This is a genomic window from Thalassoroseus sp. (assembly GCF_984380535.1).
Genome location: NZ_CFHRBF010000013.1, coordinates 147722 through 168263, shown reverse-complemented (window position 1 = coordinate 168263; position 20542 = coordinate 147722). Strand labels below are relative to the sequence as shown.

The window sequence follows — 20542 nt, the reverse complement described above, 5'->3', positions numbered from 1 at the left end:
ACTTTGACGCCGCATCATTAACCTCAATTCGACAGGGAAGATGCGCGAACTTGGAACGATCTCATGATGATTCTCAACTGGATTCGATCGGCAACCCGATGGCTGGGCGGAAGAGAGCCAGTGGTGTTGGCCACTTTTTCATTGATGTTGATGGCGGTATGGGGGTTCTTCGCGGTGGCGTCCGAAGTGATCGAAGGCGACACCCAAGCTTTCGACGAACACATCGTGCGGGCGATGCGTCAAGCTGACGACCCTTCAGAGCCGATCGGTCCCAAATGGGTCCAAGAAACCGGTCGCGACGCAACCGCGTTGGGCGGTGTCGCGTGGCTGGTGTTCTTCACGATCGTTATCGCGGGATACTTGTGGTTGGACCGGAAAGCACATATGGCGGTGTTTTTATCGGTCGCATCGGCGACCGGAGTGACTCTCAGTTTTCTACTCAAATGGTTCTTCTCGCGTCCTCGTCCGGATGTCGTTCCTCATTTGTCGCATACGTCGACCAGTAGTTTTCCGAGTGGGCACTCGATGATGTCGGCAGTCGTCTATCTTACGCTTGGAACATTGTTGGCAACTGTTGTTCCGCGTGTCCGGCTGAAGGTGTACATACTGATTGTTGCCGCCAGTCTTTCGATTATTGTCGGTGTGAGCCGGGTCTATCTGGGAGTCCATTACCCCACGGACGTCTTCGCCGGTTGGGCAGCTGGGTTGGTTTGGGCACTAACATGCTGGCTGATTGCCCGTCACTTGCAGAGTCGTGGAGCCGTGGAAACCGACGCGGATTCGGTCACTGATAAAACAGCGATTCGATGAAAATTCATTGAATACCGGGCAAGCCGCTCTTGGCTTGTTTGCTCCCGCTGTCGCCCCAATGTTATAAGCAGGTCGAACTTTCAACGTCTTCCCGACGTTACCGCCCATGGATTTCCCCGTCGCCACCAACGCGATTCGGGAAAGTTGATGTTCCCACCACTGACACGACCTCCCTGTTTTGAAGGACACCCACCATGCGAATCGCTGCGATTCTTTTCGTTCCGATGGTGGCCATGCTCGCGTTTATCGGCGGCGTGGCTCAATCGGAACCCAAATCCGAGAACGAACCCGTTCAAAAAGCTACCGGCATCGTGTTTCACGATAAAAACAACAACGGCACACTCGACGAGGGTGAACCGCGACTAGCCGATATTCGGGTTTCCAACGGTCGCTCGATCGTCAAGACCGACGAAAATGGCCGATATGAACTGCCGATCGACAACGATTCCATCGTCTTCGTAATCAAACCGCGACATTGGCGAACTCCGCTTTCTGAAAACAATTTGCCGCAGTTCTATTACATCCACAAACCGGAAGGTTCGCCGAAATCGAAATTCCCCGGAGTTGCACCGACCGGCCCGTTGCCGGAGTCTGTTGACTTCCCGCTCTATCCACAAGACGAGCCTGACAGCTTCCAAGCCATCATGTTCGGAGACCCGCAGCCACGGAACCAAGAGGAAGTGGACTTCATCACGCACGACGTGATCGAGGAACTTGTCGGCACTGACGCATCCTTCGGCGTCACGTTGGGTGATATCACTTTCGACAATCTTGCCTTGTTCGAACCGCAGGCACAGGCGATCGCGGTCTTGGGAATCCCCTGGTACAACGTCATCGGTAATCACGATATCAATTACGATGCCCGACACGACCGCCAAAGCGACGAGTCGTTCGAACGCGTGTTCGGACCGGCGTATTACTCGTTCGACTATGGTCCGGTGCACTTCCTCGTGCTCGACGACATCGAGTGGATCATCGAGGGCAACGGACGCGGTAAATATCGTGGCGGACTCGGCGACGAGCAAATGGAGTTCATCCGCAATGACTTGAAACAGATTCCCGAAGATCAGCTGGTCGTTTTGATGATGCACATTCCGCTCGTCAACGTACGTGATCGACACGAATTGTATCGGCTGATCGAACAACGACCATTTTCGATGTCGATCTCCGCTCACGAGCATATCCACCGTCACGTTTACATCGACGACAAAGACGGTTGGCATGGTCCGAAACCACACCACCACGTTGTCAATGTGACGGTTTCCGGAAGTTGGTGGAGCGGAGCGAAAGACGAACGTGGCATCCCGCATACTCAAATGGCGGACGGTGCACCGAACGGTTACTCGATTGTCTCGTTCAACGGACAGACCTACGAGTTCGAGTTCCGGGCAGCGGGTCGTTCGAAGAACTATCAGATGCAGATTCACGCCCCGGATCTCATCGAGACGACACAGCTCGAAGAAACCAGCGTGTATGCAAATGTCTTCAACGGTTCCGAGAAGACACAAGTCGAAATGCGAATTCGCACGCGACCAGGATCGGGTCAGGGGACCGACGGCCCTTGGCAATCCATGACGCACACAGCCGAGCCAGATCCGAAATACATTCAGACCTTTGAAAACGAAAAGCTTCTCCCGGCGAAAAACTGGCGGGACTTGCCGAAGCCGAAGAACTCGACACACCTTTGGAAAGCGACGTTGCCCGCCGACCTCGAACCCGGACTTCACGTGCTGGAAGTCCGAGCGACCGAAGAAACGGGCAAGCAATTCGAAAGCCGACGACTATTCCGGGTCGGCAAGCCGGCCAAGTAATTGCATCGTTTCGCTATTTGTTTTTCTCCGCCCCGTGGAGATGTCCTCCACGCCGGGCGGCTTCTAGCGCTTCAACGGTGTCGACCGCTGCCCCCGGATCATCGAGCGAAGTCATCCAGGCATCCAATTCGTTTCGCAACGTATCTCGGATGTCTGCGTGATCAGACGAGTCGATGAGATTATTCATTTCATAGGGGTCTTGGGTGGTGTCGTAGAGTTCCTCGGCGGGTCGTCGCATGTAACGTTTTGTCAGTTCATAGACGTCGGGTCGTTGTACGGGATTCACACCCACCCAAGTCGCCCAATATGGGTTATTCAATCGCCCCCCGCCCATAAGATGTTTCTCGATATAAATTTCCTCCGGCAACAGGTTGCGAATGTAATGAAAGCGACCGTTTGTCACCGAACGAATCGGATAACGTGGACCTTCCGGGAGATTGTTGTGGGCACCGTAGACGAAGTCCCGATGGTTCTGTGATTTGCCAGTCAGCACTTTGGCAAAGCTTGTTCCGTCACGGTCTGGGACCGGATCGCCGCCGGCAAGTTCGATCAATGTCGGAGCGATATCAGCGTATTGCACCAGAGCATCGGTTCGTTGACCGGCTGCGACTTGTCCTGGCCAATTCGCAATGAGAGCAGTATGCACGCCTGTGTTCCAATTCGTCCATTTGCATCCCGGAAACTGGGAACCCTGCTCTGAGGTGAATAGAACCAGTGTATTATCCGCGTTCCCGGACTCTTCCAAGCAACTGAGAATCTCACCGACTTGGGAATCCATGTAGGTGATTTCCGCCAGATAGTTGGAGTAATGTTCGCGGGTCGCTGAAGTGTCAGCGATGTTGCGAGGCAGTCGGATTTTCCGCGGCGGATACTGGGAAGCGTCACCCATCACCCATGGCACATGCGGTTCCACAAGGGCGATCGTTAGACAGAACGGGGAATCATGGTCGGTAGCGGAGATGTACTCCCGCGTTGGTCCCAGGTCATGAGTTCGCGTGGGATGACGAACGCAATTCGGATCGAATCCGCCGACCGCATCGAAGGGAAATGCATCATTAGGTTTGACGTGCACTTTGCCGGCAATCCCGACTCGATAACCGAGCGGTCGAAGCAAATCGGGCAGACTTTTAACACTGGGGCGACTTGCCGAGTGGTTCCACGAACAACCATTCCGTAAAGGATACTGCCCGGTGAACAACTCCGCTCGACACGGCTGACACATCGCTGTCGCAAGATACGCTTGGTTAAACACCAAACCACGTAACGCGAGTGCGTCGATGTTCGGCGTCTTCGCGTTCTGTCCGCCGTAGACGGGTAGATCGTTGTATGTGCAATCATCCGCCATGATGATCAAGAAGTTCGGACGGTCGTCCGCCCGCACTTCACGCGAAGAACTAAGCAACAAAAATGCGAGCAATACCATCAGAGGACAAGTCGAGCGCTTCATGCGAATCTTCCCTAGGTTTCGAGCGGCCTATTGAGAACGGTGCTAGTGAACAGGTAGAAGTAAACGTAACGCGCGACCATGCAGGACAACAACAAACTTAGCGGCGCGGAATACACCATCCATTCTTCGCGTTTGAGTCCATTGAGAATAATGATCGAGAACGTGTTGATCAGCAGATCGATAAAGGCCACTGGCAACAAGCAGATTAGCCGCCAACCAAAACGGCCGATGAACTGAGCCGCCGACGTCGCGGGTGGAAATAGTTCTCGCCGCTCGGCCCATGCATTCCCGATTTTCTCTGCGGCTTCTTCGGTCAAGACGGGATCAGTCTCGATGCGACCACGAATCAAACTCGCTAACGTCAGTTTGAATTGATCGTAATGAAACAAACATTCCGAGACCGGCACCGGCCAACCGCGACCGTCTGCGATCTCAACTTGCCGTACCGTGCGTCCATACATTCGGCCAATGGTTTCCCGGACCGAGTCAAGCTCTTCCAAGTCGAAGGTCCGCAACCCGGCGTACAGAAAGACCCGACCATCTTCCTGCGGCTGAAACTGCACGTCGTGGTAACGAAATAGCCGGGAGTAAATCGTTTGTATCAACAGTGCGATCGCGATGAGCGTGTAGAGACCGAACGCGATCGGAATATGCGGACTCTGTAACCAGTTCCGCAGGCCACCGAGTTGCGGGGTGACGAGAAACAGTGTGGAAATTGGGACGGAAATTAACACGGTCGAAAGATACTCGGGGAGAAACACCCCGTTGTATTCGAATCGAAGCCCGCCCTGCGGGGGTTGCCGGTCGTTCACACGAAAGCCTAAGACTGGGGCGGATTATTGATGGATTCGAGAATCGCGTCGAACTCTTTCGAATCGCGAATGGCGTTGAGGTCCGCATCGTCCTTGATCAGTTGGGCATCTCGAAATCCCTTTTCAACTGCCGATTTCAATTTCGCGAGAGCCCGCTCTCGATTCAGCTGTATTTTGCGTTCGTCGGTCGGCTGTGGCGACTCTTTCGCTTCCGCCAACCATTTTTCAACCGCCAAACTATAAACGCAAGCCGTATTGTAAAGGTGGACCTCTTTGCGATCTTCACCGACTTCGTTTTTCTTCTCGGCGAGTTCCAGAAACTTTAGAGAGTCATCGACTTGGCCCAGATGGATCATAGCAACGGCCTGTCCAATGACCGCTTCGGAATCGGTCGGATCGAGTTTGACGGCTTTCTCAAAGTTTGCGAAAGCCTGCTTGTACATTTTTTGTTTCAGCCGCACGTTTCCGCGACCGGTGTATCCGTCAACGAGATCTTCATCGATGGCCAACGCGATAGCATACTGAGCGACAGCCTCGTCGTATTTCTTCTGCGTAATATAATGCTGCGCCTGACGGATGTACTGGTAAGCCGGTGATCGATCTCGGAGATACTGCAACGCACGTGTCGCGGTGGTTCTTTTCTTCTCTTGATCGGAACGAGCCGCTTTTTCGAGTGCGGATCGAGCCATACGAGAACCGTGCTGCCAAAGGGCTTGAGAGGCTGGTTCCCAAAGTTCTTCAATGTCGTTCTGCTCGAGAGCACCGGCAAGTAAAGTCACCGCTCGATGCGTTCCGTCTTTCCGCAGGATATCGCAAGCGGTCCGATAGAGGCTTCGCCCCTTCGCGTTCTCCAGAACAACAGCAACACAGTCCAACAGTTGATCGGATTGCAACCGTTGCAAACTTCCCAGTGCTATTTGCTTTTCATTGTCGTCGAATTTCGAAAACCGGTCGGCAATCTGTCGAGCCACTTCCCGATCGCCGATTTGTCCGAGTACCTGAATCGCGTTTTGTCGATTCGATTCTTTTTCGTCGATGTACTTGATTAACAGCGGAATCGCTCGCCGATCCTTTGTGCGACTGAGAATCTGTGTCATTCGGGAATCCAGTTTCGATTCCTTCAGTTGCCCGAGCAGAAACTCAAGGACGAGTTGCTCGCTGTTGCCATCGGTTTGGGAAGAGGCAAGTAACTCTAACGCGATCGGCTGCGTTTTTTCGTTGCCTTCATGAAGCGCCTTGCGAAGCAATGTCCCCAATTCAGGATGCCCTAACTGAGCCAACGCCCGTAACGCCGAGCGACCAACCTCCGTATTGAATTTCTGAGCGAATTGGTAAATCGCCTCGCTCCAGATCGGCGCCGGATATTGCGCCAGCACATCGACGATCGCCCGTTGCGTTTCTTCGTCTCCGGTTGCTAGCAATAATTTCAGAGTTTGTTGGGCCGAAGCGAACCGTGATACTACGAGCGCTTCGATCGCTGTGACTCGATGGGGATGATTGGCATCAGTCACAATCTCGCGAAGTTTTGCGATCGCCTGCTCATTTCCATGACTTGCCAAAGCTGCGATCGCGGATTGTTGCAACGACTCCTTTTCCGACTCCGTGAGTTTGAGCAAAATCGGAAGTTGACTCTCCGGCAATCGGTCGGCTCCACCACGAAGAGCAGCCGCTTGAAGAATGGGATCGCCCGATTGCAAACCGTCCAATAATTCTGCAGTCGGCAACTTCGCATAAGCCGTTTGTAAAGCCGACACCAACGCGGCGGCTTTTGTCTCATGATAGAACGGCTTGAGATTCGACGAGATACTGCTTTGATTTCGCTTCGGCAAATTCGCGATCTGTACGACTCGCAACGAGGTCGGCAACGACGGGAACTGAGGATAACTGTTGTGTCGCTGCGAATCCGGTTGACCAACCAGCCCGAGCGAGTAGTTCAGCCAATTCATCAGATTGCCTTCAAGCGGTGGCGTGTCGTCCTTCCACTCCAACACCACCCGGGCGACCTTGTCTTGAGCAAGTCGGTCGAGTTCTTCCACCAAATTTCCGAGGCTGATCCCATTCAAATCACCATGAACGGTCAGCACACCCAGGCACTCGTAAGGACCGATCCGAGAAACTTCTAGGCGAAGTTTGCCACGAAACAATCGATTGATATCCAACGTGCGAACTTCGTCGTTGATCTTCAAAGTCAATTGCATGTTCGGAATACCGCTACCGAACGGCATCCCGTGAAAGATCAGACCGGCAGTCCCGACTTCCCCGGCTGGAATCTCTAGCGATTTCGGCATCAGCATTTGATGTAAGCTACGGTACTCATCGCCGATCGAATACCCGTAACTTGGAAACCCATCCAAGTCGGTCTGAGCATAGGCTTGTCCGTCGGCCGTCAATTGCATGTCATCGCGGGAAAGTTGCAACGGCTTCAGAGTTGTATTGGCGATCAGCAATTCGAACGCCACATACCGCATCCGGACCGATTGCCCATTCTGACTGGTGTAGTGATACCCGACATACGGCACATTCGGCACGATGTACACGCCCGGTTGTTCGGTATCGGTCGGCTGAGGAAGCAACTTCAGGCGGACAAGTTCGGCATCGATTTCCCGATACGTTTCGAGCGTGGACTCTAACTTGCTCGGCTTCTTCTCCGCATTTGATTCTGAAACCGCCTCTGCCGGCTCAGTTTGCCCAAGCGTGATTCCGGTCAAGAGCGTCAAATTGACGCCGAAAAACGCCAAGCAGGTGAGGAGTGTTCTTCGCACGTTTTTTCTCTCCAACACGTTTCACGACCCCATCTCCAACGACGCGTTGTGCTGCCGTTGCGTTCGAGATCGACACCTATTATAGCGCGAACGTATTCAAGTTACACGGGTGAACCGTAAACCGCGATTGGGAATTGTTTCTCGACCGAAACTGAGACGATGGTCATGCCAAGACCGGACCGGCCGAAATCTCGAACCAAAGTCGCGTCTTTTCGCCTGCCGCCAGGACTTGCAGACCGGCGTCGGTACCGGTTTCGCAATGACTGTTGGCGTGATCGAGATTGATGGCGTCTGTCACGCATGTGTATGGCTCAAGGCAAATCGCCGCTCGATCCGCCGGTGTGAACGCGACCATCTCTCGAAATGTCGGATCACACCGCTGTGCAACCTGCAACCCTGCGGTTTCGTCGTAAATCACACTGATCAAACCGTTTGAGTCCATTTGCAGCCCGGTATAGACGTCATCAAGTTTCAGCACGTCGAAGTAAGCACCGTCTTTGAGGTCTTTGTCCGCGGGAATCAGGCCACGTTCACCGGTCGGCAGGCATTTGTCGGTGATCCACATTTCCGTCACGGGGGATTCGATCAGACATCGCGAAGGCTCGCTCGCCGGAGACAGCGGAAGTTTGAAGTACGGGTGCGTGCCGAACCCCCAGGGCAACGGCTTATCTGTGGGGTTCGAGATCGTCACTTCGCCCCTTAGCGGTCCGCCCGTGACGCTATAGCGAATCTGGATAATGAAGTCCGTCGGCCACAATGCCAACCGTTCGGGAGCATCTTTTGAGAGTTGGAACTCTCCGACGACGAAATCGCCGCCCTGTTCGACCACTCGCCACGGACGATCCAAACAGAACCCGTGAATCGCATGCCCGTTCGGATCGACTCCCACATCGTTGGCAGACATTCGGTAGGTTTGGTTGTCCCACTCAAACTCGCTGTCGTGGATGCGGTTGGGAAACGGGAACAACAGCGGTATGCCATGTCCGCTCGGTCGGGCTTTACCCTCGACGAATTCCGGATCCGCATCGAGCACATCGACGGTCTGCTGGTCAAATCGAGCGTGATACTCGAAGCAATTGAATCCCAAATGGACAGCAATTCTTGCGGAAGATTGGGTTTCGGCGTCGGTAATTGTGACAACACTCATGAGGAGAAATCCATTTGAGATTTGGGGATCGTGGCCTATTATCGTCTCGCCCGTTGCAAAGACATTCAAGCGTCAGACGAAAACAATACCGCCACTTTCCAGGAAGCCGTCTGCACCGCTGGCATGGAAATCGTGGGGTGTCTACAATGCGGGCATCATGTCAGACCCAGCGGACCAGTTCACTCCCCACACAACGGTAGCGATCGTCGGCGTCGGCCTCATTGGAGGTTCGATCGCCGCCGCTCTGAAGTCGCGCGGGCATCGTGGCTGCATTTACGGTGTCGGACGGAGTGCGAAACGATTGCAAGTCGCTGCGGGCGCAGGTCTGATTGACGAATTCTCTACCAATCCTTGTGATATCAAAGCCGATTTACACGTTGTTTGCACGCCGGTAGACAACATCGTGCGTGATGCCAATGTCGTCGCGGACATCGTCCACGAACATGCGATTGTCACCGACGCTGGCAGCGTCAAAGAATGTATTTGCACCCGGATGGATGTCGAATTGCCCGGACGTTTTGTGGGGTCTCATCCGTTGGCCGGTTCTGAAAAACAAGGATTCGAACACGCGGACCCCGATTTGTTCGTCGGCCGATTATGCGTGATTACTCCGACCATGAAAACGCCCGAGACACGGGTGAGTTTCATTGAACAGTTTTGGCAAGCGATTGGCATGACCACACAGCGAATGTCGCCCGCCGAACACGATGCCGCGTTGGCCCAAACAAGTCATTTGCCGCACATGGCTGCGTCTGTTCTCGCCGGTTGTTTGCCGACGGAATGGAAAGACCTGACATCGACCGGCTTCGCCGATACCACGCGAATCGCCGCCGGCAATGCCGAACTGTGGACGGCGATCATGCTGCAAAATCGAGATCAACTACTGGCTGCGTGCGACCGTTTCGAAGACACGTGGAAAACCTTTCGCGATGCCATCGAAGCGAAAGACGCCGATGCATTGACTCAACTTCTCGCGGATGCCAAAACCATTCGCGATGCCATCAAAACCGACTGAACGACTTTCACCCTCCAACACAGACCGACCTTCCATGCTTTGGGAAATTGAGATTCGCCCCGCCGCCGGGCAAACAGACCGCGAAGCCGAACGTGTGCTCGCCGAGGCTCGCGACTTCGGATTGTCCAGCATCAACCGCATTGCCACCGCCCGATCATTTCTGTTAGACGGTCGCTTGAACGACGGTGATGTTGAAAGGGCAGCAACGGAGTTGCTCGCCGATCCGGTGGTGGAAACTTGGACGGTCCGTCAGGTCGGATCGCAAGGTGCTGCCGGCGATTCGCAATCGGTCCTGAATGTGTTGCTCAAACCCGGTGTGACCGACAACGTCGCCCGGACCGCACAGGCTGCGCTCGCAGATCTCGAACTGTCCATCGGTGCGGTCGCGACTTGTCGGCGTTACACACTCAATGACGATGCTACCGAAACCGACCGCGACCGCCTCGCGGCGAAACTGCTCTCCAACGATGCGATTGAACGGTTCATTTGGGGCCCGTTGAAGTTGGAGAGTCTTGCGATCGACAGCGAGTACAACTTCGATCTGCAGACCGTCGCCATTCGCGGAATGGACGACGACGCCCTGATGCATCTGAGTAAGCACGGTCAGCTTTACCTCAGTTTGGCAGAGATGCAGACGATCCGCGATCACTTCGTCAAACTTGACCGCGACCCGACCGACATCGAATTGGAGACTGTCGCCCAAACTTGGAGCGAACACTGTTCTCACAAAACCCTTGCCGGACGGATCCGCTACCGCGACGAGAACGGCGAACGTTCCTTCAACAACATGCTGAAGGAAACGATTTTCGCCGCCACCCAGACGATCCGCAAACAACTCGGCCAAAATGATTGGTGCGTGAGCGTCTTCGAAGACAATGCCGGGATTGTCACATTCGATAACGAGCAAAACGTCTGTTTCAAAGTCGAGACGCATAATCACCCGTCCGCGTTGGAACCGTATGGTGGAGCCAACACCGGACTGGGCGGCGTCATTCGCGATCCACTCGGGACTGGCCTGGGGGCGCGTCCGGTGTGCAATACCGACGTCTTCTGTTTCGCACCGCCAAATACACCGCCGGAAAGTCTGCCGCCTGGTGTGCTGCACCCGAAAGTTGTGATGCAGGGCGTGGTCGCCGGTGTTCGAGACTACGGCAACCGCATGGGAATTCCGACGGTCAATGGGGCGGTTTACTTTGACGATCGTTATCTCGGCAATCCGCTGGTTTATTGCGGCAATGTCGCGATGATCCCGGTTGATAAATGCGAGAAGAAACTGCGTCCGGGGGATTACATCGTCGCGGTCGGTGGTCGCACGGGGCGTGACGGAATTCACGGCGCGACGTTCTCGTCTGCGGAACTCACCGAGGAAAGCGAAACGCTCTCCGGGGGAGCCGTTCAAATTGGCAACCCGGTCGTCGAAAAAATGGTGATGGACGTCATCCTCGAAGCACGCGATCGCGGTTTGTATTCGTCCATCACCGACTGCGGTGCGGGCGGATTTTCGAGTGCCGTCGGCGAGATGGGCGAGAAAACCGGCGCTGAAGTTTGGCTGGAAAAAGCCCCGCTCAAATATGCAGGTCTGTCTTACACCGAGATCTGGATTAGCGAAGCGCAAGAGCGAATGGTTCTCGCCGTCCCGCCGGAAAATTGGGACGAACTGCACGCCCTCTGTGAATCCGAGGGTGTGGAAGCCACCATCATTGGCCAATTCACCGAAACCGAACGTTTGATCCTGAAATATGGAGACACGATCGTCGGCGACATGACGATGGAATTCCTACACGACGGTCGCCCACCGGTCGTGCGAGATGCGGTCTATGAAGCCGGATCCGATACAGCGTGGAACAACACCGTCGAGGCTGACAACTGGACTGGGCATCTGCACCAGATTCTGGGCTCACTCAACGTTTGCAGTAAAGAATGGATCATCCGCCAGTACGATCATGAAGTGCTCGCGGGAAGCGTCGTGAAGCCGTTAGTGGGTGTGCAGAACGACGGGCCATCCGACGCCGCCGTTGTGCGTCCGCTGATGAAATCGAATCGCGGTTTGGTGATCGCATGCGGTATGAATCCCTGCTTTGGCGATGCCGACCCATACTGGATGGCGGCGTCCGCGATTGACGAAGCGATTCGAAATTGCATCGTGACTGGTGCAGACCCGAGCAAGATTGCGATCCTCGACAACTTCTGCTGGGGCAACACCGAACGTGCCGAAACACTCGGCAGCCTCGTGCGGGCAGCGTTGGCGTGTCACGATTTCGCCGTTGCGTTCGGCACGCCATTTATCAGCGGCAAAGACAGCCTGAACAACGAGTTTTCTTTCCAAGACGACAACGGCGAAAAGCAAACCGTCGCGATTCCATCGTCGTTGTTGATCAGCGCACTCGGACAAATGGATGACGTGCATCACGCCATCACGATGGATGTCAAAACCGCCGGCAACGCCGTCTACCTACTTGGTGAGACGAAACCGGAAATGGGTGGCAGTCACTTTGCGCTTGTCACCGAGCAAACTGGCGGTGATGTGCCGAAACTCGATGCGAAGTTGGCATCGAAGATTTACCAAGCGTACTTCGAAGCGAATCGGAAGGGACTAGTCCGCTCGGGACACGATCTCAGCGAAGGTGGGTTGGCCGTTGCCCTGGCGGAGATGGCGTTCGCAGGCGGACTGGGAGTGGACGCCGATCTGAGTGAACTCGCGACACAATCCGGCCTGACCGATCCAGTGGAACTGCTGTTCTCCGAAAGCAATTCGCGGCTACTCGTCGAAGTTCCCACCGATCGGGAAGACGAATTCCGCTCGCACTTCGCCGAGATTCCTTGCGTTCGCTTAGGAACGATCACCGAGGCCGATCGGTTGGTCGTCCGATCCGGCGGAGACACTCAACAGGCGATTCTTGACGAATCACTCGACGCATTAAAAACCAGTTGGAAACAGCCGTTAGATTGGCACTGATTCACGTCGCCCTGAAATACAGAACGAGACTGATATGGCATCCGATCCGTTTACTGAATCATCGTCATCGTGGATTTTGGAAACTCCGCCCGCTGACGTACAGACTGAAATTGTCGATCGCTCGCACGAGTTGCCGATCGTGATCGACTTCTGGGCCCCGTGGTGTCAACCGTGTCGGACGCTTGGCCCGATTCTCGAGAAGTTGGCCACTGAAGGCCGCGGTCAGTTCCTCTTGGTTAAGGTCAACATCGACGAGTATCAAGAACTGGCCCAAGCATTCCGTGTCAGTTCCATCCCGGCTGTATTCGCCCTGAAAGATGGACAGCTCGCTGACCAATTCGTCGGCATGAAAGACGAGACGGAATTACGAGCGTGGTTGCAAGGATTAGGACCATCACCGACGGAAGAACTGCTGCGACGCGGTCAGGAACTGGCCGAGACAGACCCACTTGCAGCCGAGCAAGCGTTTCGTGAGGCGTTGTCTAGCGAACCCGATAACGATGCGATTCGCGTCTCGCTGGCCAGCGTTCTGTCCTTGCAAGAGAAAGACGACGAGGCTTGGCGGATTATTGAAGATTTGGAGAAACGCGGTTTCCTCGAACCCGAGGCTCAACAAGTCAAGTCGGCGTTGGAGCTACGAGCGTCTGCCGAGGAAGCGGGCGACATCACCGACCTACGCTCCGCTGTCGCAGACAATCCCGAAGACCTCAAACTTCAATTGCAGCTCGCGGAGACACTGGCCGCTCATAGGCAATTCGAGGAAGCCATGCAGATTTGTCTTGAAGTCGTCCGCAACGATCTTGACGGTATCGGCCAAGACGCACGAGCAAGCATGCTAAAGATGTTCGACCTCGTCGGTACGAGTTCCCCGCTCGTCATTAAATACCGTCGAAAACTTGCCACGGCCCTGTATTGATCCGAGATGAGCGACCGGTGGCGAGGCGAAGGGTCCACGATTTCGGAAATCACATTTGCGAGTTCGTGAACAACACAACTTTTGACAGCAAAAGACGTTGTGTGCTACTGCTATCATACCTAGAAGTGCGAGTCGCCAGTTGACCGCAAGTCCCTGAAAACACTTCTACACAAGCCTGCAGTGCAGGAAATTGCATCGATATAGCGTCGTGGGTGGCATGCCCACGGTTTTACATGGGCATGATTGGACATTCAAACATCGCTGGCCCATGCCCACCTCTTTAATACATGCAATTTCCTAACGATACGGACCGTATGGAAACCTACTGGCCGGCGGATTTCGAGCCCCAGGGGGATGCGGTTATGACGTCGCCGGTCTTTAAAGGACGAGCGGCCACAGTGAATCCTTCTTCGTGAGCAAACGCCTTCAACTCGCGATAGAGACCGAAGCTGTCCGGGTAAACCCAAAATGTAATCGTGGCCCCCACGGGAGCAAATTGCAGTTCGCGAATGAACTCTGACCCCGGCGACAACGCTTGCCGAACGTCTTCCGTTGGGGCGTCTTCGGTCGGCAGAAATTTGAGTAACACGGGCACAACTCGAACCGCAGCGTATCCCAATTTCGCCCGCTCCAAAGCAGACAGCGACTGACGCACGACGACGTAGTCCATCTGAAATCCACGGTACGGTCCGATGCGACCTTGATGTTGTCGAAGCTTTGTGAGCAAACTTTTCTGGCGTTCGAGTTGATCTTTCAGTCGGGCGATGAGCATCTCCAAGGGAACTGTCGAAACGCGACCGCCTTTGAGATGAAAATGCAACTCCGGCCCGTTCACTTCACGACTGACCGGTGTGAAACGATGCTTGATTTTCTCGACGCGTCGAGACTCTTGCTCGACGGCGGCCAGTTCCCGCTGCTTTCCGACGAACTCGATTTCGAGCCGTCGATATTCTCGTTGCAGTTCCGCCAATCGACCCGCACGGTCCTTCGTTGTCGCCTCGATTTCTTCGAGTTGTCGCTGTTTGGTCCGTCGTTCGATGTCCGCGTTGGTCGTCACGGAATCGAGTTTCTGAATTTCGTCCGCTAATTCCCGCGACCGCGTTTGCAAGGTGAGCAACTCTTTTTCCGTGGCACCGATCGCCGCCAATAATTCTTGCGAAGGCGGGACAAAGCGAACCGGTCTTGGTTCTGCAATCGCCGGTGGCAACATGGGTTTGCGAGGCGGTTCCGGTAACGGCGGTTCGGTCGCGATGATGATCGCCGATGTCAACGCCGGATCGATCGGCTCTGCCGCCGTGATCGTGGGCGGCTCGGGCGTCGCTTCGGGAATCGTCGGTAGCGACTCGACAGCCACCGGTTCCGGGGTCGGAATGTTGAGTTCCACGACGGGTTGCCGGCTGACTCGCACACCGACAATCACAATCAGAATGATCAAAATCCCCACGACATTCGCGATGATGTCGAGAAAAGAATCTGACCCGAATTCGAGTGACGACTGGCGTTTGCGGCGGCTCATGGTTGCCCCTCCGTCGTGGTGGTCAGACGGCTGACTTTACGTTGCAACGCCCATTCGATCGCGGTTTGATCGAGTTGCCCGTACAACTTTTCGGCTCCCGGTGCGACACGGAAATCAATCGTCGGCTTCCAATAGATATTGGTCGGCGGCCAACTCCACGATCGAACAGTGCGTTCGATCGCTTCGAGCATCCATACGGAAATTTGATCCGGTGTTTCCGCCTTCGCCGTGCGTACGAGGTATGCGTCTCCGACGATCAAATGATCGGGGTAAACCTCGATCGGAACGGCACGTTCAAAGCCGATTGTCGCCCGAGGATCAGAATACCCCCAGCGATGCGGACGCGGTTCGGTCTTACGTTGTTTGTTTCGCAGGTAAAGTGTGGCGAAGTCTGGCAACAACTGTTCTTGGTTCGGACTGGACTGACTGGGTTTGCCACTGCCGTTCGGCGATCCCGAAGGCGACCGGTTGTCGGCGTTGGAGTCGGCTTGATTAGTGGGTACTTCGGACGTCCCCCCTTGAGCATTCGGACCGGCATTGGATGTCCGATCTCCGGTTGGCTGGCGTTGCGACTCGGCCATCGAATTGCTGTCCGAAGTTCCAGACGGACCGACATCAAGACTGCCGAACTGTCCAAGTTCATCGCCGACTCCGCCGTTCCTGGCGAAGAGTCGTCTTGGTTCATTCGAATCCGAGGAAGGAGCCGGCGGCACGTGTGTTCCTCCGCCTTGGGTATCCGATCCCGGCTGATTTTGAGTACCGTTAAAGCGACGCTCGCCCTGTGATCCGCGGTTCCCGCCATTGAATTGCGGCGGACTATTGGCCGAAGAGTTGGTGCGGCCGGTTCGGGGGTCTGCTCCGTATGCACCGCGTTTCGCTCGCTGACTGGCTATCGCGGCAAACGTTTCCGCCTTATCGGCGGCAGTGCCATTTTCCTGCATTCCAACTGGAAGTCGTGGCACGTTTCCAGCGTCGTCGCCGAAGTCGTCGGGGCCAACACCACTCAGGAGATTTCTTGCAGTCGCTCCACTTTCGCCGTAACCACCACCATCACCGCCGCCACGAGGACCACGATCAACTAACAACTGACGCAACTGCCGTCGTTGCGTTTGAAGGTTCGCGATCGCCTGCCGACATGCCTCGGCGGCATTCGGATCGACTTCCGGAAGATCCAATGGCAGATTCTCTTCCAGCAATTCGTAGCCGACCGGTCGATCCAATGCCGCCAACAAATTGCGAGCGTTGAAAAACTCTGCGCCACTAGGCCGCACGATGAGCATGACGTAGGGTTCGGGTTCGGTACCGCCGGAACGTCGACTCACTTCCGACCAGTAATTCAAAAGCGCTTGTGTACCGGCGAGTAGCGGATTGACTTCGTTCGTGTATCCATCGAAGCTTTCCGGTGGCAGCGTAATGTTCTCGGGAAGAAATCGTACGCCTTGTCCGCTCAGTTCAATCAGGATCGGCCGCATGTTCGTTCCGCTGCGGCCATCAAATGGAGTGATTGCAAACTTTGTAGGCGAGTTCGCGACAACTTGTCGAGTGGTTGAGATTTGGCGGTCCGTCTTCGCGAGTTGACCCCGCACTCGTTCCATTCGCGCGGCCAATTCGTTGGCAAGTTGAGCATCCGCAGCCGCTGCAACTTTCGATTGCTGTAGGGACTTCTCGAGTTCTTCGATTTCTCGCTCGATTTGTTTTCTACGGGCTGCAAACTCTGCTGACCTGTCGGAACGACGTGCGAGTTCCGACTGCCAAGCGGTGCGTAGTTGACGAAGTTTTTCGAGCTTTTCTCGGAGTGAGACATTCGGATCCGGCGGATCCGGACGACGGATAAACCATTCGATCGGCGGTGGTGGTGGCAGTTCGCGGGGCGGTTCGACTTCGACTTCCGGCAACGGAACTTCGAACGGCGTCGGTTGCACGTTGCCTAACAATACCGTACCGGGCCAAGGTGGAAGTCCCCGGCGGACGGGTTCCTCGACCGGCGGCGGTTCAACTTCGATTTTCGGCGCAACGACCGCTTGTTGTTCCGCTTCTCGGGCTTGATGAGCCTTGGCAATTGCCTGGGTCCGTATGCGACGCGTCGTGACGATCAGCAAAAAAATCAACGCACCCATTGCGCAGACGAGCACCGCCAGAAACGGAAACAGCGAAACGGATTCGGTGTTGCTTTTTGAGCGGCTCATAAGTCAACCGACCTTCACCGTATTGATCAGGCAATGCCTGACGAGCAAATCTGTGGGGATGTCAGGAGTCGCCTGACCAACGAAATTCGGCACGGTTCGCGGAACCACGGCACACGAATGTTCCAGCCAAAACTAAGCGGCTTTGCGGCTGTCGGTGGAACGCACACGGGCCGTCAACATATGCACGGCACCGTTGAGGCTGTGAATCGTTTCCTCCAGTGCTTCCGTCGTTCGCAACGCTTCGAGATTCTCGGTGAGTCGGTCTTGAAGTCGACTGAGTTCGATTTCTTGCGTGACCACTTGCAACAGCACGTCTTTCTGTTCGCCCAAGGCGTCGACTTGTCGATTCAAATCCAATCGCAACGCATCGACAGCTTGAGCCCCACGTTCAAAGACCTGCTCGTTATGCTGAGCAGTTTGAGCGAACAACTGCGATTGGGATTCTCGGAACTCGGCAACAACTTGTTGCAATTGCTCGGCGACGGTGCGGAACGACTCCAAGAAATCCGTACGGACGCTGCGGAGTTGCTCGTCATGGTCAGCCAACGTTGCGGACATGCCCTGTGCAAGCGATTCATTGAACCGGTTTTGCTGATGTTGAATCGACTCGGTCCAACGATTCCGCATGGCTTCCAACGATTCTTGCCACATCTGTCCCTGCCATGACAACAGTTCCTCGGTTTGCGCGACGATCTTCTCGGACGCGATGTGTTGTGCATCGAGAAACTCGTTCCCGCTGGAGGCGGCAGTCGGAGTACACAACGGTGCCAACCGCCGGTTCCCGATGTCTTCCACCTGAGCCAACACACGCTGTTCGGATTGCTCGACCACGAAGTAACCGAACACCAAAACCAAGGATAATGCCAGCGACAAAGCCGTCGTATCGAACGCCACCGCCAAACCGCCGGTGACAGCACTGAGGGACGTATCGAGTTGCTCCGGAGTTACGTTGGCAATGGCCAACGTAATTCCAATAACTGTCCCCAGGAAACCGATGATCGGTACGGCCCAGCTGATCGTGCGAACCAAACCGTAGCTCTCATGGACACGATCGGCAGATTGGTCGGCCAAATACTTCAAGTGGTCTTCCAAGCCGTGCCCGTTCGGACGGCTGCGGAGGTACTCGGCAACGTCGACCAACCGATTCGCCAAGTGTGTGTGCCGCCAACGACGAGGCAAAAAATCGATCGCGCGTTCCAGTTTCAGACAGGCATCTAGCACGGAACCGGAACCGACGGTGGTGTCTTGCGTAAACGGCCGAGCGGCAATGGCGGCGCGTTCACCGACGAGTCGCAACGACTTGAGGAGCAACGTCGCCATGCCAGTGCAGAACAACGCCATGATCGCGTATTCAAGCGGGTGCCCACACAGGTAGCGTTCCGCCATCTCCCGATAAGCCGGCAAATAGGGAATCGCCTGATAGACGCCAAATGTGAGAGCCGCCCCCCAAACCAACGGTTGATTCATGAGTGTCGAGAACCAACTCGTTTTCCGAAAACGGGCGTAGGGATCGGCATTCGCTGTGGCTCGATCGGAAGTGGTCATACGATTCGCTCCGAGGTAACAACCGGTTCGGTCTCTATCAGGTTGATCGACCGATTTTGTCGGTGAGTTGATTCGAAGCGAATATTCCGATTGAAACGCCGACGAGCCGTGTTTGCAAATTTCCCAAAACGCCTAGAACGACATTCGCGGTCGACTCCTCCGCCACTCTTCGCTGTTATGATCGGCAGCCCGTGTGCGTGAAACATGAGCCGACAGGAGCGAAAAATTCCCTGTGGAGCCGATTCGCGATCTGTGTTAAAGTCCCGCCCGGTCGCTGAATGCGGCCGATTGGGTCGTATTTATTGGATTCGTCCGGTTCACGGAGGAACGGGGCATGCCCGGTTTGCATCAATCGAGTCGTTCGCGGTCGTTGGCTTCGGTCGCCATTTGGGTCACAGCTTTTGTGGTGATGGTGTTCATCGCTGCATGGCAGTTCAAGTGGTTACCCACAAGCGAGGTCGAACTAGGAGATTCCGGCCCAAAACCGGGATTTGAGTCCACCGCTAGTACCGAAGACGGTTCTCACCCTCAGCATCTTGACGCACTTAACTTGGCCGACGAACACGCCTTATTCGCGTTACAGCAAGAACCAGAAATCCCGACGGATCAGGTCGTGGACACCGCGATGATTCCCGCACGGCCAAATGCCGACTCGGAACCGCCCCCGTTCGCGCGAACCATGCCGGTCACACCCGAGGAACCTCGTAAGTTCGCTCATGTGGAGGATTTCCAGCCAATTTCATCCAGCGAACCACCAATTCGTACAGTTTCCACCGAAGAACCTCAGTCACCATTTCCACCTCCGGTTCAGCCAGGAAACACAGTCACGAACAAACCACCAGCGACTTTGCCTGTCGCGATGCCACCGGGTTTCGAAGCTGCCCAACCAATCCTGACTCGAGTCGATGAATTGCTCGCTAACGGCGGGCCGCAGGAAATTATTGCGGCTCACAAAGAACTTTCGAAACTCTATTGGGACCATCCCGAATGGCGTGATGCGTTGCAAACGCGAATCGATCGCACCTCGCAAACCATCTACTTCCAACCTCAACCACACTTCATGAAGGCGTATGAAGTACAGACGGGCGACAATCTCGGCGAGATCGCCAAGCTCTACAGTGTGCCTTGGTCCTATTTGGCTGACTTGAATCAAACGGACCCTCGTCGCATTCGTCCCGGTCAACGATTGAAAGTCATTAAGGGTCCGTTCGGAGCCGTCGTCGACTTGAATCGCTCCGAATTGACGATCGAACATCACGGTTTCGTCGTGAAGCGTTACCGCGTGGGCATCGGAAAAGATCACTCGACCCCAGTCGGGGAATTTACCGTCCAGAACAAATTGGAGAACCCCACCTATTACGGTCCCAACGGCTTGGTCATCGATCAAAACGATCCCAAAAATCCGCTGGGTGAATATTGGATCGACTTAGGCGACTCCTACGGGATTCACGGCACCATTGATCCGAATTCGATCGGGCACGCGGAGTCTGCGGGCTGCGTGCGTCTGGGAGATGAATCGATCCGGGAAGTGTTTGCGTTCTTGTCTGTTGGCTCGAAAGTCATCATCCGTCGCTAACGCTATACAGTTCCGTTTGTTCTCATCAATCAACGAAAAACCG

The 20542-nt window shown here is 55.1% G+C and carries 13 protein-coding genes; 6 read left to right on the top strand and 7 right to left on the bottom strand.

Annotated elements, in window-relative coordinates; genetic code table 11:
- Positions 1–63: 63 nt before the first annotated feature.
- Together AC5DDB_RS18825 and AC5DDB_RS18820 are read left to right on the top strand one after the other, a co-directional pair.
- Entirely contained in the window at positions 64–810 is a 747-nt protein-coding gene (locus AC5DDB_RS18825; RefSeq protein ID WP_491741298.1) for a phosphatase PAP2 family protein, read from the top strand.
- A 194-nt stretch (positions 811–1004) separates the two neighbouring features.
- Positions 1005–2621, top strand: coding sequence for a calcineurin-like phosphoesterase C-terminal domain-containing protein (locus AC5DDB_RS18820; protein ID WP_491741297.1), 1617 nt, complete (start codon positions 1005–1007; stop codon positions 2619–2621).
- 13 nt (positions 2622–2634) lie between these two features.
- Here AC5DDB_RS18820 and AC5DDB_RS18815 read toward each other — a convergent pair whose 3' ends face one another.
- From AC5DDB_RS18815 to AC5DDB_RS18800, 4 genes are all read right to left on the bottom strand, one after another.
- Positions 2635–4068 (bottom strand): sulfatase family protein, encoded by a 1434-nt coding sequence (locus AC5DDB_RS18815; protein ID WP_491741296.1) that lies wholly within the window; start codon positions 4066–4068, stop codon positions 2635–2637.
- Positions 4069–4079: 11 nt separating this feature from the next.
- Positions 4080–4880 carry a hypothetical protein gene (locus AC5DDB_RS18810; RefSeq protein ID WP_491741295.1) on the bottom strand — a complete coding sequence of 267 codons (801 nt, stop codon included), beginning with the start codon at positions 4878–4880 and terminating at the stop codon, positions 4080–4082.
- Between the two features lie 8 nt (positions 4881–4888).
- A complete protein-coding gene (locus AC5DDB_RS18805) occupies positions 4889–7642 on the bottom strand; it encodes a HEAT repeat domain-containing protein (protein ID WP_491741294.1) in 2754 nt (917 codons plus the stop codon).
- 163 nt (positions 7643–7805) lie between these two features.
- A complete protein-coding gene (locus AC5DDB_RS18800) occupies positions 7806–8789 on the bottom strand; it encodes an aldose 1-epimerase (protein WP_491741293.1) in 984 nt (327 codons plus the stop codon).
- Positions 8790–8946: 157 nt separating this feature from the next.
- Between AC5DDB_RS18800 and AC5DDB_RS18795 the strand changes: the two genes are divergently transcribed.
- The 3 genes from AC5DDB_RS18795 to AC5DDB_RS18785 are packed head-to-tail and all read left to right on the top strand — an operon-like array spanning position 8947 to position 13676.
- A complete protein-coding gene (locus AC5DDB_RS18795; protein WP_491741292.1) occupies positions 8947–9804 on the top strand; it encodes a prephenate dehydrogenase in 858 nt (285 codons plus the stop codon).
- A 34-nt stretch (positions 9805–9838) separates the two neighbouring features.
- Positions 9839–12760 (top strand): phosphoribosylformylglycinamidine synthase subunit PurL, encoded by a 2922-nt coding sequence (purL, locus tag AC5DDB_RS18790; protein ID WP_491741291.1) that lies wholly within the window; start codon positions 9839–9841, stop codon positions 12758–12760.
- Positions 12761–12794: 34 nt separating this feature from the next.
- Entirely contained in the window at positions 12795–13676 is an 882-nt protein-coding gene (locus AC5DDB_RS18785) for a tetratricopeptide repeat protein (protein WP_491741290.1), read from the top strand.
- A 322-nt stretch (positions 13677–13998) separates the two neighbouring features.
- On the opposite strand, the gene AC5DDB_RS18780 is transcribed toward AC5DDB_RS18785, so the two are convergent.
- From AC5DDB_RS18780 to AC5DDB_RS18770, 3 genes are all read right to left on the bottom strand, one after another.
- Positions 13999–15192 (bottom strand): hypothetical protein, encoded by a 1194-nt coding sequence (locus tag AC5DDB_RS18780; RefSeq protein WP_491741289.1) that lies wholly within the window; start codon positions 15190–15192, stop codon positions 13999–14001.
- Complete coding sequence (locus AC5DDB_RS18775; protein WP_491741288.1) at positions 15189–17378, bottom strand: hypothetical protein; 2190 nt, start codon at positions 17376–17378, stop codon at positions 15189–15191. Before AC5DDB_RS18775 ends, AC5DDB_RS18780 begins: the two co-directional genes overlap by 4 nt.
- A 132-nt stretch (positions 17379–17510) precedes the next feature.
- A complete protein-coding gene (locus tag AC5DDB_RS18770; RefSeq protein ID WP_491741287.1) occupies positions 17511–18923 on the bottom strand; it encodes a MotA/TolQ/ExbB proton channel family protein in 1413 nt (470 codons plus the stop codon).
- A 334-nt stretch (positions 18924–19257) separates the two neighbouring features.
- Here AC5DDB_RS18770 and AC5DDB_RS18765 point away from each other — a divergent pair, with 334 nt between their 5' ends.
- Positions 19258–20499: a L,D-transpeptidase family protein gene (locus tag AC5DDB_RS18765; RefSeq protein WP_491741286.1), complete on the top strand. Its 1242-nt coding sequence runs from the start codon at positions 19258–19260 to the stop codon at positions 20497–20499.
- Positions 20500–20542: the final 43 nt, after the last annotated feature.